Here is a 16,187-nt window from a genome sequence, read left to right on the forward strand (position 1 = left end):
TCGCTCGCGTTCTCGGTACGTCTCGCTCCCGAGGAGGTCCTACCTCCCGCTCCCGAGGAGGTCCCGGTACGTCTCGACGTACCGGTCCAACACCGGGCCGTGGTCGTACCCCGCGAAGTCGGGCTCGATCGACCGGCGGGGGAGGTCGCCGACGGCGACGAACTCGTCGGCGAGCTCGGCCGGGCTGGTGACGAGCCGTCCCCGCTCGCGCCCCTCGACGAGCTCGTGCGCGCTGGAGTCCGCCTGGTACTCGACGAGAGCGACGCAGCCGCACGCGAGCGCCCACAGCAGCTCCGTCGCGAACGTCTCCCACGTCGCCGTCGCGGCGACCACGTGCGTCCCCTTGAACACCTCGACGCGCTGGCGACGCGAGAGGTCGCCGAGGAACGACACCCGGTCGTCGATCCGGAGGTCGCTCGCGGTCGCCTCGATACGGTCGCGCTCGGGGCCGTCGCCGACGACGGCGGCGGTCCAGTCGCGGCCGCGGAGCTCCGCGAGTCCGAGCAGGAACGTCTCGACGTTGGCGTGGCGGTCCAGCCGCCGAGCGTACACCGCGTCGAACCGGTCGTCGACGCCGGCCGACTCCACGAGGTCGAAGTCGACGCTCTCGGGGACGACCCGCACGTCGTCCCCGTCGGCGCCGTGCTCGCGGATCCGGGTCTTCGTCGTGCGCGAGGGGGTCGTGACCGCGTCCGCGCTCCGCGCGAGCGGGCGGTATCGACGGGCGGCGTCCGCGGGGTGGTCCCGCCACCAGTCGACGACGACCGGCGTCCGCGAGAGCGTCCCGGCGACGGTCGCCCCGAGCCCCGGCGTCGGCGGGGAGTTGACCGCGTGGACGACGTCGGGGGCGACCCGGCGAAGCGCGAGCGGGAGCCGCGCCGCGAACGCCGACGGCGACGGCTCGACCGTCACCGACCGATAGGTGATCCCGTCCTCCTCGAAGGCGTCGCCGTCGCCGCCCCACCAGCGCGCGCAGAGCCACACCACGTCGTGGCCGCGGTCGGCGAGACCGCGGGCCACTCGTCGCGTTCGCGCCCGGGCCGGCGTGTCGCCGTGGCCCGGGGCGAAAAGCGAGACGAACGCGACGCGCATACGCCGACCGGACGACGGGACCGGATAAAAAGACCCGGCATCGGGCGCGACGGGGCGGGAGCGGCCCCGGAGATGGCCCCGGAAGCGGTCCCGAGGCGACCCGGAAGCGGTCCGGAACCGAACCCTCTGCCACCCGAAACGGTTTCCCACCGCGGACGGAACCGGACCCCATGCACCGGTACGACATCGAACGGTACCTCAACGTGCGGAGCGCCGGCGGCGCGGACCTGGGCCCCGACGGGCGGCTCTCCTTTCTGCTCGACACGACCGGCACCGGACAGGTGTGGTCGCTCGACGAGCCGCTGGGCTGGCCCGAACAGCACACGTTCTTCGAGGAGCGCGTCACGTTCGTCGACTCCTCGCCGGAGCGCGCCGAGGCCGTCTTCGGCATGGACGAGGGCGGCAACGAGCGCGCGCAGCTCTACCTGCTCAACTACGAGTCCGGCGAGGTCGTCGACCTCACCGCTCGCCCGGAGGCGAAACACCGCTGGGGCGGCTGGGACGGCGAGGGCGACCGGTTCGCGTTCGCGTCCAACCGGCGCGACGAGTCGGTGTTCGACGTGTACGTCCAGGCGCGGGACGCCGCCGGCGACGACGCGGAGCGCGTGTACGAGGGGGACGGCTGGCTCTCCGTGGCGGGCTGGTCGCCGGACGACGACCACCTGATCGTCCACGAGGCGCACTCCTCGTTCGACCACGACCTGTACACCCTCGACGTCGACCGCGGCGACCTCACCCACCACACCCCCCACGAGGGCGAGGCGCGGTACGGCAGTCCGGAGTGGGGGCCCGACGGCGAGGGGATCTACCTCGTCACCGACCGCGACAGCGACACGCTCCGCCTGGAGCGGGTGGAGCTCGCGACCGGGGAGTTCTCCGTGGTCGCGTCCGGCGAGGACGTGGGCGAGGCGGACGAGGACGACGAGACGGGCGCCCGCGCGACGCCCGGCGGCGACGGCTGGAACGTCGACGGCGTCGCGGTCCACGAGGAGTCCCGGCGGGTCGTGTACTCGCGGAACGTCGACGGCTACACCGAGATCGCGGTCGGCGAGCTGGTCGAGTCCGATCGGATCGATCCGCTGCCGTCTCCGGACCTTCCCCCGGGTGTCGCCGGCGGCGTGAGCTTCGGGCCGGACGGCGACCGCTTCGCGATCACCGCGACCGGGAGCGCCCACAACGCGAACGTGTACGTGGTCGACGCGACCACCGGAGAGGCGGAGCGGTGGACCGCCGCCTCGACCGCGGGGATCCCGCGGGACACGTTCGTCGAGTCCGAACTGGTCCACTACCCCACCTTCGACGGTCGGGAGATACCGGCGTTCTTCGCCGTGCCCGAGACGGAGCCCCCGGAGGGCGGGTACCCCGTAGTCGTCGACATCCACGGCGGGCCGGAGTCGCAGCGCCGCCCCTCGTTCGGCTCGGTGAAGCAGTACCTGCTGAACCACGGGTACGCGGTGTTCGAGCCGAACGTCCGGGGGTCCTCCGGGTACGGGAAGGCGTACGCCGCGCTCGACGACGTGGAGAAGCGGATGGACTCCGTGGCCGACGTCGAGGCCGGCGTCGAGTGGCTCCACGACCACCCCGAGGTCGACCCCGACCGCGTCGTCGCGATGGGCGGCTCCTACGGCGGGTTCATGGTGCTCGCGGCGCTCACCGAGTACCCGGACCTGTGGGCCGCGGGCGTCGACGTCGTCGGTATCGCGAACTTCGTCACCTTCCTGAAGAACACCGGCGACTGGCGCCGCGAGCTGCGCGAGGCGGAGTACGGCTCGCTCGAGGGGGATCGGGAGTTCCTGGAGTCGATCTCGCCGATCAACAACATCGAGAACATCGCCGCCCCGCTGTTCGTCCTCCACGGCGCCAACGACCCGCGGGTGCCCGTGGGCGAGGCCGAACAGATCGTCGAGGAGGCGCGCGAACAGGGGGTCCCGGTGCGGAAGCTGATCTTCGACGACGAGGGCCACGGCTTCTCGAAGCTGGAGAACCGCATCGAGGCGTACCGCGCGATCGTCGAGTTCCTCGAAACGCACGTCTGATCGGCGGCGCCGCCGACGGCCGGGATTTTATACACGTTCACGCGAGACGTAGAGGGGATGAACGAGTCCGAGCCTCTCGGACTGCTGCTCGACCACACCCAGGACAAGATCGTCCTCTTAGACGAGGCGGGGACGTTCGTGTACCTCAACGGAGCGGTGGAGCGGATTCTCGGGTTCACGCCGGACGAGCTCGTGGGCGAGAACGCCTTCGAGTACGTCCACCCCGACGAGGAGCGTCGGGTCCGCCGCGCGTTCCGCCGAGTGATCGAGAGCGACGGATTCGCCGAGGAGACCGTCGAGTACCGCCACGGGGCCGCGGACGGGTCGTGGGTCTGGCTGGAGAGCCGGATGTCGAACCTCACCGACTCCGCGCTCGACGGCTTCGTGGTCAGCTCTCGGGACGTCACCGACCGGGTCGAGGCCGAGCGCGAGCGCGCCGAGACCGCCTCGCACCTCCGGGAGATCGCGGCCGTCTCGGGCGACGTGCTCTGGATGTTCAACGCCGACTGGTCCGAACTGCTGTTCGTGAACCCGGCCTACGAGGACGTCTACGGGGGGTCCGTGTCGGAGGTCACCGACGACCCCAAGGCGTTTCTCGACACGGTCCACCCCGACGACGTGCCCGCGGTCGAGGAGGCGATGGGGCTGCTCTCCGAGGGGACTCCCGTCGACATGGAGTACCGGGTGAACCCCGACGAGGGGTACAGCCGCTGGATCTGGGTCCAGGGCGAACCGATCACGGTCGACGGCGAGGTGGTCCGCATCACGGGGTTCACGAGAGACATCACGGACCGGCGCCGCCGCGAGCGCCAGTTGGTCGTGATGGACAACCTCCTCCGACACAACCTCCGGAACGACCTCAACGTCATCCTCGGCACGGCCGAGGTCCTCGAGGACGTGCCGAACACGGCCGAACACACCGCCGTGATCCGTCGGGTCGGCGAACAGCTCTTAGAGACCGCCGAGAAGGAGCGCGAGATCATCGATCTCATCACCGGACAGGGGAACATCGAACGGATCCGGCTCGACGAGGCGGTCACCGAGTGCGTGGCGGCCGCCCGGGACCGCTACCCGCACGCCTCGATCGAGGTGTCGACGCTCGACCCGGTCGCGGTCGAGGGGTGTGCCGAACTCCGAGCGGCGGTGATCGAGCTGCTCGAAAACGCGATCCGACACGCCGACGGCGACGATCCGACCGTGGGCGTCCGGCTCCGTCGGACCCCGGAGCACGCGGAACTCGTGATTCGGGACGATCACACGCCGATACCGGCCATCGAGGCGAACGTCCTCACCGGCGACCACGACATGACCGACGTGTACCACAGCAGCGGGCTGGGGTTCTGGCTCGTCTACTGGTGCGTGGAGATCTCGAACGGGAGCATTACGGTGGAGTCCGGCGCCGATCGTGGGAACGAGATCACGGTCCGGCTGCCGGGGATCGTCGATTGAGCGGCGCCACGCCCACGGCAATTCCCGTAACCGGACGCGCGGCTGCGGTCGACGTCGAAACTACTCCCAGTCCGGTCCGAAGTCGGGGTTGAGCTGGCGGTCAGTCCGGCCGAGCTCGTCGATCGCCGCGACATCCTCGTCGTCGAGCTCGAGGTCGAGACTCGCGAGGTTGTCGCGGATGTGGTCGATCCCGGTCGCCTTCGGGATGGCGGTGACGCCGGACTCGCGGAGCCACGCGAGGCTTACCTGCGCTGCGCTGACGCCGTGTTTCTCGGCGATGTCGACGACCGCCGGGTCGTCGAGGACCTCGCCGCGGGCGAGCGGGGAGTAGGCGACGAGTTCGACGTCGTTGGCGTCGGCGTACTCGCGGAGCTCCTCCTGTCGGAGCAGCGGGTGCATCTCGACCTGGTTCGCGAACGGCGCCTCGCCGAGCGCGTCGGTCGCCTCGTCGAGGTGTTCCGGCTCGAAGTTGGAGACGCCGATGCGGTCGATCAGCCCTTCGTCGCGCAACTCGGCGAACGCGGGCAGCGTCTCCGCCGGCTCGTACTCCCCGGCCGGCCAGTGGACGTACATGAGATCGACCGCGTCGACGCCGAGCTTCTCTACGCTCTCGCGGGTCGACGAGGCGACGTCCGCGGGCGCGAGGTTGTCGATCCACACCTTCGACGCGAGGAAGACGTCCTCGCGGTCCACGTCGCTCTCGGCGATCCCCTCGCCGACCGCCGCCTCGTTGCCGTAGATCTGGGCGGTGTCGACGTGGCGGTAGCCGGCGTCGAGCGCGTTCGCCACCGATTCGGTACACTGCGCGGGGTCGTCGTTCTCCCACGTGCCGAGCCCGAGGACGGGCATCCCGTTGCGGGTCGGTACGGCGGGCTGCTGTGTTTGATCTGTCATCGCCCGCCACTACTCGCGTGAGCCGAAAGTCGCTTGTGGTCGGGGCGGGCGCGGCCGCGGACGGGCACGGGCCCGTCGTGGGACGGTCCCGAGGGGACTCAGTCGTCGGACAGCAGCGCGCGCGACGAGTTCGTCACCACGAGCAGGCTCGACGCGCCCATCGCGACGGCGGCGAACAGCGGGTTCAGCAGGCCGGTCGCCGCGAGCGGGATTGCGACCGCGTTGTAGCAGAACGCCCAGCCGATGTTCCCCTTCACGCGCCGGCCCGCCGCGCGCGCGAGCTCGAAGACGGTCGCCACGGAGCCGAGGTCGTCGTCCACGATGGCGGCGTCGGCGGCGTCGGCCGCCATCGCCGTGCCGCCGCCGAGCGCGATCCCGAGGTCCGCCGCGGCGAGCGCCGGCGCGTCGTTGGTCCCGTCGCCGACCATCACGGTCAGCCCGCTCGCCTTCAGCCGCTCGATCGTCTCGGCTTTCCCCTCGGGCGGGACGCCCGCGAACACCGAGGCGACCGCGTCGTGCTCGCTGAAGACGGTCGCCGCGCGCTCGTCGTCGCCCGTGAGCACGACCACGTCGACGCCCGCGTCCGCGAGGGCGGTCACCGTCTCCTCCCACCCCTCGCGCAGCTCGTCGCCGACCACGACGACGCCCTCGGCGGCGCCGTCGCGTCCGACAGCCACCGGGACGCGCCCCACGTCGCGCGCCTCGGCGACCGCCTCCCGGATCGCGTCGGAGACCGTCCAGCCGCGCTCGTCGAACAGGGCGGGGTGCCCCACGACGACCCGGACGCCGTCGACGACGCCGGAGACGCCGCGGGCGTGGCTCTCGAACGCCTCGACGACGGGCGTCTCGCGGGCGTCGTCCTCGGCGGCCGCGTCGGGCTCGCCGGCGGGCGATGCCGTCTCGGTCGTCCCGCCGTCGGCTACCGCGGAGGGGGCCGGGGACGCGTCGGTGTCTCGCGGGCCCCCGTCAGCGCTCGCTCGCGCCGCGGCGATCGCTCGCCCGACCGGGTGGGCCGAGCGCTCCTCCAGCGCGGCTGCGAGGCGGAGCAGGTCGTCGTCGACGTCGGCCCGAAGCACCTCCATCTCGCCGGTAGTGAGCGTCCCCGTCTTGTCGAAGACGACCGTCTCCGCGTCGCGGACCCGCTCGAAGACGGTGTCGTCGAAGATCACGATTGACCGCTCTAAGGCGTCGCGGATCCCCGCGGCGACCGCGAGCGGCGTCGCGAGACCGAGCGCGCACGGACACGAGACGATGAGCACGGTGAGCCCGACGAGCATCGCCTCGGTGACGCCGTTGCCGAGCGCGAGGTTGGCCGCGGCGGCGACGACCGCGACCGCGAGGACGACCGGGACGAAGACGGTCGCGAGGCGGTCGGCGAGCTTCTGGACGCCGTGGTTTCCGCTCTGGAGGTCCCAGACGAGCTCCGCGACGCGGTCGAGGCTGGAGCTCGCGTCCGGCCCGACCGCGACCGTGAGCGAGCCGTCCGCGACCACGGAACCGCCGACCACGTCGTCGCCGCGGGTCTTCCGGACCGGCATCGACTCGCCGGTGACGACCGACTCGTCGACCGCGGCGTCGCCCGCGACGACCTCGCCGTCGACCGGGACGCGCTCGCCGGCCCGCACGAGGAGGCGGTCGTCGGGGGAGAGCGCGTCGATGGCGACCTCCTCGGTCTCGCTCTCGTCTTCGCCCCCGACCAGCCGTCGGGCGCTGTCGACCTGCACCGCGGTGAGATCGGAGAGGAGGTCGGTCGCGCGCCGCTTGACCGAGTCCTCGTAGCGGTTGCCGACGGTGACGATCACGACGATCGCGACCGTCACGTCGTAGTAGATCGACGGCGACTCGACGAAGATCACCGCGAGCGTGCTGTACGCGTAGGCGCTCACCGCCGCGATGGCGACGAGGAGGTCCATGTTCGGCGACCGGGTCTTCGCGCTGACGTACGCCCCCCGCAGTATCGGCTTGCCGGTGAAAAACAGGACGACGGTCGTCAAGACCGCGATCACGATGAAGAAGTACGTCCCCGACGTCGACGACATCGCCTGGTTCAGGTACTCCAGCGTGCGCTCGTCGTAGAAGGGGAACGCGAAGTACGTCGGGTAGATGATAACGACGTACTGGAGCATGACGGCCATCCCGACCATGACGCCCGCCGCGACCCGCGCGGTCGCCATGTTGTCGGCCTGCCGGCGGGCGAAGGCGTCGTCGCGCGGGTACGCGCTGTAGCCGAGCCCGCTCACCGCCTCGGCGAGGTCGTCGGTCGACGCGGCGTCCGGGTCGTGGTCGATCCGCACCGTGTCCGTGACGTAACTCGCGCTGGCGGCGCTGACGCCCTCGGTCCGGGTCGCGACCGCCTCGATGAACGCCTCGCAGGTCGCGCAGTGCATCCCGTCCACCTCGAGGAACGTCGCCTCGTGGTCGGCGGGGACCTCGTCTCGGGGGCCGCCGCCCGCCTCCCCCTCGCCAGCCTGCCGCCGCTCGCGCACCGCCTCCGCGTCGACGTCGACGTCGCCGAGGGCCGCGTACACGTCCCGGCAGCCGGAACAGCAGAACTCGTTGCCGTCGCCGTCGACGACGTCGACGCCCTCGGTCGGGAGCTCACAGAGGGTGCAGTCGGGGGCGCTCATCGGTCAGTGACCTCCGGCCATTCCGGCGTCGAGCGGGTTCCAGAACGGGAGCCGCGGGTGCGGCACGTGGACCCCGATCGCCATCAGTCCGTGAGCGAACAGCACGTAGCCGAGCAGGACGAAGGCGACGCCGAGCAGCCGGTGGACCCGGCGCCGGTGGACCGCGTCGACGCTCTCGATCACGGTGCCGTAGAGGAACACCGCGGGCATGGTCCCGATCCCGAGCGCCGCCAGCGCGACCCCGCCGCTGACGGCCGAGCCGCTGGCGAACGCGTAGAGGTACGCCGGGTAGAGGATCGGACAGGGGAGCAGGCCGTGGACCGCGCCGAGCCCGACGATCCCGGGGCCGTTCGCGAGCCGGTCGACGTGACCGGTGAGCCAGCCGGTGACGCGTTCGAGCCCCGGGAGGTGGACCCCGCCGGTCGCGCCGCCGAGGACGTACCGGACGCCGACGAGGATGACGGCCGCGCCGACGCCGAGGCCGACGACACCGCGGACCGCCTCGGCCGCGCCGGTCAGCGTCGCCGTCGTGACGAGGACGGCGCCGCCGAGCGCGCCGAGCGCCGCGCCGATGGTCGCGTAGCTCGCGGCGCGCCCGAGGTTGAACAGCGCGTGCTGGCGCACCTCGTAGGTGGTCAGGTGGCTCCCGCGGCGGGTCGCGCTCCCGCCGGTCCCGGTCGGAGAGCCGGCGCCGTCGGCCGCGTTCCCGCCGTCGGCTCGGCCGCTCCCCTCCCGCATCCGCCCGGCGTACACCGTGACCAGCGGGCCGCACATGCCGATGCAGTGGGCGCCGCCGAGCAGCCCGATGGCGAGGAACAGGAGGACGTCGACTCCCAGCAGCGTCGAGGCGGTCATTGGTGGTTGATCACCGAGCGTTGTCGCCTCGCGCGGTAATGCGTTTCGTCCACGCCGGCCGGCCTCGCTCCAGGCTGCGCTGAGTCGGTCCGCCCCGGGCCGTGCGCGTCGCGGGCTCGCCGCACGTCACTCCTCCACGAAGACGGTCGCGTACATGCCGCCCGTCTCGTGCGGGAGACAGACGTAGTCATACCGGCCCGGGACCTCGAACGCGTGCGAGAACCGGTCGCCCGTCTCCAGGCCGCCGCCGAACTCCGAGGTCCACTCGGCGCGGGCGGTCGGCTCGTTCTCGTAGCCGCCGGAGGCGAAGTACTCGGCGTCGTCGGGGATGCCCCCCTCGTAGGCGGTGACGGTGTGGGTCCGCGAGCTCGTGTTCTCCCACACGACGGTGTCGCCGACGGAGACGGTCAGCTCCGCCGGGCGGTACCCGTCCGCGACCATCCCCACGTCGTAGTCCGGGTCGCCGCCGACGCCGGCGCACCCGGCGAGGGCGGCCGTCGCCCCGACCCCGATCCCGGCCGCGCCGACCCGTCGGAGGAGCCCTCTGCGATGCATACCTCACCTCGGGGCCTCGCGCGTTTTAACGCCGCGGTTGGCCCCGTCTCGCGGGAACGCCCCCGCCGTCGTGCCGGTCGCGCGCGCGCCGGCCGCCGACGAGGCGGACGAGAGAAAAGCGCTAAACCCGCGGCGGCGGTGAGATCCGGCATGAAACAGGCCATCGTCGCCCGGACGGACATCGGCATGGGCGAGGGGAAGCTCGCCGCGCAGGTCGCGCACGCGTCGCTGTCCGCGTACCAGGACGCGGGGCGGCGCGCCCGAAAGAAGTGGCAGGGCGAGGGACAGAAGAAGGTCGTGCTGAAGGGCGACTCCGAGCGCCAGCTGTTCGAGCTGGCCGACAAGGCGGACAAGGAGGGGCTCCCGTACGCGATCGTCCGCGACGCGGGCCACACCCAGCTGGAGCCCGGAACCGTCACCGCGCTCGCGGTCGGGCCCGCACGCGACGAGAGCGTCGACCGCGTGACCGGGGACCTCTCGCTGTACTAGATGACCGTCGACCACGCCCTCCGCGAGGCGCATCCGACCGAGCGCGCCGTCGGGATCGAGTACTACGTCAGCGACGCGGACGGGATCGGCGGTCGGCTCCGCGAGTCGCCCGAGGACTTCCGCGTCCGCGAACTGGAGGCGTTCGAGTCGGCGCCGCTCGACGCCGACCGCGGGGGCTACCCCGAGCTGGTCGTCCGCGTCACCCTGCGCGACTGGGACACGAACGACTTCGCGCGCCGGATCTCCGACGCCCTCGGGATCAGCCGCGAGCGCGTCTCCTGGGCCGGGACGAAGGACAAGCGCGCCGTCACCACGCAGCTGTTCACCCTCCGCGGGGTCGACCCCGACGAGCTCCCCGCGATCCGCGGCGCCGAGGTCGAGCCGCTCGGCCGCGCGGGACGCCGGCTCTCGTTCGGCGACCTCGCCGGCAATGCCTTCGAGATCCGCGTCGCCGACGCGGTTGAGGAGGCCCCCGAGCGCGTCGCCGACGCGGTGCGCGACCTCCGGGCGTTCGCGGGCGACGACGCGAGCGGCGGCGATGACGACGCTGGCGACGACTCCACGACCGACGCGACCGTCGGCGTCCCGAACTACTTCGGCCAGCAGCGCTTCGGCAGTCGACGGCCCGTCACCCACGTCGTCGGACTCGCGATCGCTCGGCGCGACCCCCGCGAGGCGGTCCGGCTGTACGCGGGTAACCCCGCCGAGACGGAGCCGGACGACACCCGGACCGCGCGCGACCGCGTCGACGCGGCGTTCGGGGCGGAGGGGGGATCCGGTCCCGCCGCTGACGGGACCGGCGACGGCGACTGGCGCGCCTGCCTCGACGCGATCCCCGGTAAGCTCCGGTTCGAGCGTTCGATGGTCCACCGGCTCGCCGACCGCGGCGTCGACCCCGACGCGCCCCCGGACCACGACGACTGGTGGCACGCGCTGGAGGCGGTGCCGTCGAACCTCCAGCGGCTGTTCGTCAACGCCGCGCAGTCGTTCCTCTTCAACCGGATCGTCAGCGAGCGGCTCCGCCGCGGGCTCCCCTTCGACCGTCCCGTCGCCGGCGACGTGGTCTGTTTCGCCGACCGCGACGCCCCCGACGGGCTGTACGCGCCGGACGCGGACCGGCTCCAGCGGATCGACGCCGACCGGGTGTCGGTCGTCTCGCGGCACTGCGAGCGCGGGCGGGCGTTCGTCACCGCCCCGCTCGTCGGCACGGAGACCGAGCTCGGCGATGGCGAGCCCGGCGACATCGAGCGCGAGGTCCTCGCCGACGCGGGGATCGAGCCGGGCGACTTCGCGCTCCCGGGCGAGTTCGACTCCTCGGGAACGCGGCGAGCGCTCCTCCTTCGCACCGACCTCGACGTGACGTTCGCGGACGGAGACCCCAGATTCGCGTTCGCGCTCCCGAGCGGGTCGTACGCGACCGTCCTGCTCCGGGAGTTCCTCAAGCAGGGGCCGCTCGACCTCTGATCGGGCCGCGGAGTGGCACCCTCCCACCGGCGATCTCCGTTTTGATCCGTATTCGTGTATCACTGTGGTAACGTAAGCGTTGAGATCACCACGATACTGCGTCCCGTTCCGAGCCGTTTTTGTGCGGGAGCCGTCAATCTGGGCCATGACCCGGATCGTCGTCATCGACCTCCACGGCCAGTTCACGCACCTCGAACGGCGGGCGCTCCGCGACCTCGGCGTCGACACCGAGATCGTCGACGCCGACGCGCCCGCCGACGAGGTCGAGGCCGACGGGATCGTGCTCTCGGGCGGCCCCGACATGGACCGCGTCGGCAACGCGCCCGACTACCTCGACCTGGACGTGCCCGTGTTCGGGATCTGCCTCGGAATGCAGCTGATCGCGGCCGAACTCGGCGGCGAGGTCGGCGGCGGCGACTACGGCGGCTACGCCGACGTCGACGTGGAGATCGTCGACGACGAGGACCCGCTCGTCGGCTCGCTCGCGCCCGAGACCCGCGTGTGGGCCTCTCACGCCGACGAGGTGAAGGGGCTCCCGGACGGGTTCACCCGGACCGCCACCTCCGACGTCTGCGGCATCGAGGCCATGTCGAGCCCCGAGGCGGGGCTGTACGGCGTCCAGTGGCACCCGGAGGTCGCCCACACCGAGCGCGGCGAGGAGGTCTTCGAGAACTTCGTTTCGATCTGCGAGTCGGCCTAGGGCGGTCTCACCCCTCCAGCCGCGCGGTCAACACCGGCACGCCGCTGTGACGCACGACCCGCTCGGCCACCGAGCCCGCGGCGACGAACCGGCCGATCCCCGTCCGCCCGTGGGTCCCCATCGCTATCAGGTCGACCCCGTAGTCGCTCGCGGCGTCCAGTATCTCCTCGTGCGGCCGGCCGCGTCGGAGGTGCTTCTCGACCGGAATCCCGCGTTCCGCGCCGGCCTCGCCGACGGCGTCGAGCGCGCGCTCGCCGCGCTCCTCCTCGCGCTCGACGACCACGTCCCAGCCGTCGGCGCCCGCGATCGTCTCGTCGACGACGAACAGCGCGTGGAGCCGCGCGTCGGCCAGCTCCGCAAGGTAACAGGCGTGTTCCACGGCGGCGCCGCTTCCGGAACTCCCGTCGATCGGGCAGAGGATCGCGTCGTATCCGTCGGCGCGACGCACGGTTCCGGCGACCCTAGAGCTGGTACCGCCGGACGTGCTCGGTCCCGCAGCTCGGGCACTCTCGGCGGTACTCGACGGTCGCGCCCGTGGTGGCCGCCTCCCATCCGCCCGCGTCGTCGACGAACCCGCACCCCCTGCAGGCGTGCGGCCGCTCGTCCAGCCGTACCCGGAGCCGCTCGAACGCCGATCTGCCGCCGTAGCTGGATGACATACGGTATCATTACACAATAATATGATTAATAGTTACCGATCGGTGGGCCCCACGCGATCGGACCGCTCGCGACCGTCGCGTTCCGCGTCGGACGCGCGTCGTGGACGCGGCGATTCGACTCGACGGTCGGGAGAACGGGAGGGAAAACGGCCGCCTACTCCGCGAACAGCTCGTCGACGGCCTCACCGGCGGCTTCGGCCGCCTCGCGGGCGACCGCGTCGGGATCGGGGTCGTCTGGGGCGTTCAGGTAGACGTCGACGTCGAGCACGCCCTCCTCGAACGTCACCGTGACGTCGAGGTCGGTCACCGCGGACTGGTCGTAGTGAGCGAAGACGACGCCCTCGGCCGCCGTCGCGGCGGTTCGGACGACCTCGTCGTCGCTCGGGTCGTCACCCCTCGGTCCGTCGTCGCTCGGCTCCCCGGTCGCCGGATCGTCGCTCATCGCTCGCTCACGCGCCGCCCGCGCCCGGACCGCCCGGGCCCATCGGGCCGCCGCCGGCGCCGCCCTGGAGCAGCTGCTGGAGCTCGCCCTGCAGGTCGTCGAACTGCTCTTCGACGCGCGTCTCCTGTTTCTCGAGCTGCTCGACGCGCACCTCGAGGGAGTCGACCTTGTTCTCGAGGTCGTCGTAGGCGGACTCGTAGTCGGTCTCGACGAGCACCTCGCCGATCTCGCGGTACATCCCGGCGTCCTCGTCGACGTCTTCGAGGGCGTCGAGAGCCGTCTTCGACTCGTTGAGCGCGGCCTTCGCCTGCTCCTTCTGCTGGGCGACCTGCTGTGCGGTCTCCTGTAGGTCCTGCAGCTCCTCTATCTTCTCCTGTGCCTCGGGCGGCATGTTCCCTTGCATGGGCGAATCGAGGCGACCCGGACGGAAAAACCCCCGACTTCTCGGCTGGCGGAGCGATCCCGCGGTAAAACCCGTATACTGCCGACTCGCGGGCGATCCGATAGTCGGACGGCGGCTACTCCCGACCGGCTCCGGCGTCGACCCGCTCGGCGACCCGGACCAGCCGCGACCAGCTGTTTACCCCCGCGCGGAGCGCGACGAGGTCGTCCGCGACGACGCTGACCCGGACCGCGTCGCCCTCGCGGACGACGTCCGCGGCCGAGCGGGCGTCGTCGATCTCGCCGACTTCCGGGGCCAGCGCGTCGGCGACGACCCGTGCGCGCCGCTCGGAGTGGTAGCGGAACGAGAGCGTCGTCCGGTGTGCGCGGGTCGCCGTCACGGGGAGTGGCGAGCCGGGGGGTTACTCGACGTTCACTTCCTTCATGTCGCCGCCGCGCTCCTTCAGGAGGACGCGGTGGCCACAGTACGGGCAGCGCACGCCGCCGTACTCGTCGAGGGTGACGTCGCGCTTACAGCGGGAGCACTTGTAGCTCACGGCCTACTCCTCGTCGGCGAGTGCGGCGCGGATGGAGCGGCGGACGGTGCGGCCGCCGGGCGTCTCGGGGCGGTACGCTCCGCCCGTGAACGTCTCGCCGGTCTCCTCGTTCACCCAGATGCCGGTGCCCTTGCGCGTGACGTCGTCGCCGTCGACGGTCGCGTTCTGCATCTCCTCTTCGATGTCCTGGACCCGCTTGCGGGAGACCCGCCCGTAGCGGGCGCCGAATCGGCCCGCACTCCCGGTGCTTCGTGCCTTGTCCTCAGCCATAGTGAGTCCGTCTACCGCCAGCGCGGGTAAAAAGGCTACGAGTCGGGGGCGTCGGGAGGCGTGCCATCCGACGGCCACGCGGCGGGCGGTCGCCCCGACCGCAACGCCTTTTACAACTCAGTAGTATTACTCAGTTTTATACACGGATTCGACGGCTTCAGCGACGTGAGCGAGACCGACGTGACGCGGGCCATCGGCGCGGAGTGGACCGACGTCTTCCTCGAGTTCACCGACTCCGACGTGATCGTCCTCGGTGGCGGCCCCTCCGGACTGATGGCCGCGAAGGAGCTGGCCGAGCGGGACGTGATGATAGTCGAGAAGAACAACTACCTCGGCGGCGGCTTCTGGCTCGGCGGGTTCCTGATGAACACCGTGACGGTCCGCGACCCCGCACAGGAGATCTTAGACGACCTCGACGTCGACTACGATCCGGTCGCGGACGTCGAGGGGCTGTACACGGCGGCCGGCCCCGAGGCGTGCTCCGGGCTGATCAAGGCGGCCTGCGACGCCGGCGCGCGCGCCCAGAACATGACCGAGTTCACCGACCTGGTCGTCCGCGAGGACCACCGCGTCGGCGGGATCGTGATGAACTGGACCCCCGTCCACGCGCTCCCGCGCGAGATCACCTGCGTCGACCCGATCGCGGTCGAGTCCGACCTCGTGATCGACGCGACCGGCCACGACGCGGTCGCGATCAGCAAGCTCGACGAGCGCGGCGTCCTGTCGGCGCCCGGCATCGAGCACGCGCGGGAGCACAACACCGGGATGGACCGGACCGGCGACGACCAGTACGGCGCCCCCGGTCACGACTCGCCCGGCCACGACTCGATGTGGGTCGGCGCGAGCGAGGACGCCGTCGTCGAGCACACCGGCGTCGTCCACGACGGGCTGATCGCGACCGGGGTGGCGGTCGCGACAGCCCACGGCCTCCCGCGGATGGGACCGACGTTCGGCGCGATGCTCGTCTCGGGCAAGCGCGCCGCACAGACCGCGCTCGACGAGCTCGGCGTCGACGGCCCCGAAGTCCGGCTCTCCGCCGGCGACGCCCCCGCCGACGACTAAGAGCGCACCGACGCGACGGAGGGGCCCCGAAACGACCGAGAAGCCCAAACGCGACGGAGAGCGCCGGCGTCCGAATCGGAACCGACCGCTCCGCGTCGCTCCCACGGGCGACGCATTTTTATTCGGGATGAGCGGATATCGAATATGTACTGGCGTGGGCACGTCGGCATCGCCCTGCTCGCGTACGCCCCCGTCGCGGGGGCCACGCTCACGGTCGGAGAGCCCGGCCTGACGCTCCTCGGCGGCGGTCTCTCCGTCGCCGTCGCCACGCTGCCCGACGTCGACCAGCAGCTCCCGGGACCGCACCGAGGACCGACCCACACCCTCGCGTTCGCGTTCGCGGCCGGTCTGCTCGCCGGGGTTCTCGCGGCGGTCGCGCTCGCCGGCGGCGCCGGCCACGCGATCCCGGGATGGACGCCCGCGTTCGTCGGCGGAACCGTGACGCTGTCGCTGTGTTCGCACATCGCTGGAGACGCGATCACGCCGATGGGGATCCGCCCCTTCAGACCGCTGTCGACGGCGCATTACACGCTCGATCTGATGCCGGCGAAGAACCCCCGGGCGAACCGGATATTCCTCGTCGCGGGCCTCCTCTCGACGGCGGTCGTCGTCGGCGTGGCCTACTGAGACCGGTCCGGGTCGCCGTCGGCGAGGA

General features: G+C 71.7%; 19 protein-coding genes. 7 read left to right on the forward strand and 12 right to left on the reverse strand.

Annotated elements, in window-relative coordinates; genetic code table 11:
• Positions 1-39: 39 nt before the first annotated feature.
• A complete protein-coding gene (locus tag U4E84_RS06635) occupies positions 40-1,092 on the reverse strand; it encodes a glycosyltransferase (RefSeq protein WP_322531307.1) in 1,053 nt (350 codons plus the stop codon).
• Between the two features lie 170 nt (positions 1,093-1,262).
• Here U4E84_RS06635 and U4E84_RS06640 point away from each other — a divergent pair, with 170 nt between their 5' ends.
• Together U4E84_RS06640 and U4E84_RS06645 are read left to right on the forward strand one after the other, a co-directional pair.
• Positions 1,263-3,128, forward strand: a complete 1,866-nt coding sequence (locus U4E84_RS06640; RefSeq protein WP_322531308.1) for a S9 family peptidase — start codon at positions 1,263-1,265, stop codon at positions 3,126-3,128.
• Between the two features lie 57 nt (positions 3,129-3,185).
• A complete protein-coding gene (locus tag U4E84_RS06645) occupies positions 3,186-4,577 on the forward strand; it encodes a PAS domain S-box protein (RefSeq protein ID WP_322531309.1) in 1,392 nt (463 codons plus the stop codon).
• A 60-nt stretch (positions 4,578-4,637) separates the two neighbouring features.
• On the opposite strand, the gene U4E84_RS06650 is transcribed toward U4E84_RS06645, so the two are convergent.
• The 4 genes from U4E84_RS06650 to U4E84_RS06665 all read right to left on the reverse strand — a co-directional run bounded on the left by U4E84_RS06650 (position 4,638) and on the right by U4E84_RS06665 (position 9,508).
• Positions 4,638-5,426 carry an aldo/keto reductase gene (locus U4E84_RS06650; protein WP_322531343.1) on the reverse strand — a complete coding sequence of 263 codons (789 nt, stop codon included), beginning with the start codon at positions 5,424-5,426 and terminating at the stop codon, positions 4,638-4,640.
• A 143-nt stretch (positions 5,427-5,569) separates the two neighbouring features.
• Positions 5,570-8,098, reverse strand: a complete 2,529-nt coding sequence (locus tag U4E84_RS06655; RefSeq protein WP_322531310.1) for a cation-translocating P-type ATPase — start codon at positions 8,096-8,098, stop codon at positions 5,570-5,572.
• Positions 8,099-8,101: 3 nt separating this feature from the next.
• On the reverse strand, positions 8,102-8,953 hold the full coding sequence (locus U4E84_RS06660) for a sulfite exporter TauE/SafE family protein (RefSeq protein WP_322531311.1): 852 nt from the start codon (positions 8,951-8,953) through the stop codon (positions 8,102-8,104).
• 126 nt (positions 8,954-9,079) lie between these two features.
• Positions 9,080-9,508 carry a plastocyanin/azurin family copper-binding protein gene (locus U4E84_RS06665; protein WP_322531312.1) on the reverse strand — a complete coding sequence of 143 codons (429 nt, stop codon included), beginning with the start codon at positions 9,506-9,508 and terminating at the stop codon, positions 9,080-9,082.
• A gap of 150 nt (positions 9,509-9,658) precedes the next feature.
• On the opposite strand from U4E84_RS06665, the gene pth2 reads away from it, so the two are divergent.
• From pth2 to U4E84_RS06680, 3 genes are all read left to right on the forward strand, one after another.
• Positions 9,659-9,997 carry a peptidyl-tRNA hydrolase Pth2 gene (gene pth2 / locus U4E84_RS06670; protein WP_322531313.1) on the forward strand — a complete coding sequence of 113 codons (339 nt, stop codon included), beginning with the start codon at positions 9,659-9,661 and terminating at the stop codon, positions 9,995-9,997.
• Positions 9,998-11,461, forward strand: a complete 1,464-nt coding sequence (gene truD, locus U4E84_RS06675; protein WP_322531314.1) for a tRNA pseudouridine(13) synthase TruD — start codon at positions 9,998-10,000, stop codon at positions 11,459-11,461.
• 145 nt (positions 11,462-11,606) lie between these two features.
• Complete coding sequence (locus U4E84_RS06680; protein WP_322531315.1) at positions 11,607-12,161, forward strand: GMP synthase subunit A; 555 nt, start codon at positions 11,607-11,609, stop codon at positions 12,159-12,161.
• Between the two features lie 7 nt (positions 12,162-12,168).
• On the opposite strand, the gene U4E84_RS06685 is transcribed toward U4E84_RS06680, so the two are convergent.
• From U4E84_RS06685 to U4E84_RS06715, 7 genes are all read right to left on the reverse strand, one after another.
• Positions 12,169-12,609, reverse strand: coding sequence for a universal stress protein (locus U4E84_RS06685; RefSeq protein WP_322531316.1), 441 nt, complete (start codon positions 12,607-12,609; stop codon positions 12,169-12,171).
• 13 nt (positions 12,610-12,622) lie between these two features.
• Complete coding sequence (locus tag U4E84_RS06690; RefSeq protein WP_322531317.1) at positions 12,623-12,820, reverse strand: HVO_0649 family zinc finger protein; 198 nt, start codon at positions 12,818-12,820, stop codon at positions 12,623-12,625.
• Between the two features lie 154 nt (positions 12,821-12,974).
• Entirely contained in the window at positions 12,975-13,262 is a 288-nt protein-coding gene (locus U4E84_RS06695) for a DUF3194 domain-containing protein (protein WP_322531318.1), read from the reverse strand.
• A gap of 7 nt (positions 13,263-13,269) precedes the next feature.
• Complete coding sequence (locus U4E84_RS06700) at positions 13,270-13,653, reverse strand: prefoldin subunit beta (protein ID WP_322531344.1); 384 nt, start codon at positions 13,651-13,653, stop codon at positions 13,270-13,272.
• A gap of 127 nt (positions 13,654-13,780) precedes the next feature.
• Complete coding sequence (locus U4E84_RS06705) at positions 13,781-14,044, reverse strand: KEOPS complex subunit Pcc1 (protein WP_322531319.1); 264 nt, start codon at positions 14,042-14,044, stop codon at positions 13,781-13,783.
• A 21-nt stretch (positions 14,045-14,065) separates the two neighbouring features.
• Positions 14,066-14,200: a DNA-directed RNA polymerase subunit P gene (locus U4E84_RS06710; protein ID WP_322531320.1), complete on the reverse strand. Its 135-nt coding sequence runs from the start codon at positions 14,198-14,200 to the stop codon at positions 14,066-14,068.
• A gap of 3 nt (positions 14,201-14,203) precedes the next feature.
• Positions 14,204-14,470 carry a hypothetical protein gene (locus tag U4E84_RS06715; RefSeq protein WP_008004716.1) on the reverse strand — a complete coding sequence of 89 codons (267 nt, stop codon included), beginning with the start codon at positions 14,468-14,470 and terminating at the stop codon, positions 14,204-14,206.
• Between the two features lie 138 nt (positions 14,471-14,608).
• On the opposite strand from U4E84_RS06715, the gene U4E84_RS06720 reads away from it, so the two are divergent.
• Positions 14,609-15,532, forward strand: a complete 924-nt coding sequence (locus U4E84_RS06720; RefSeq protein ID WP_322531345.1) for an NAD(P)/FAD-dependent oxidoreductase — start codon at positions 14,609-14,611, stop codon at positions 15,530-15,532.
• Positions 15,533-15,676: 144 nt separating this feature from the next.
• Positions 15,677-16,159 carry a metal-dependent hydrolase gene (locus U4E84_RS06725; protein ID WP_322531321.1) on the forward strand — a complete coding sequence of 161 codons (483 nt, stop codon included), beginning with the start codon at positions 15,677-15,679 and terminating at the stop codon, positions 16,157-16,159.
• Positions 16,160-16,187 lie beyond the last annotated feature (28 nt).

Origin of the sequence: Halorubrum sp. AD140 (genome assembly GCF_034497445.1) — an archaeon.
Classification (GTDB): Archaea; Halobacteriota; Halobacteria; order Halobacteriales; family Haloferacaceae; genus Halorubrum.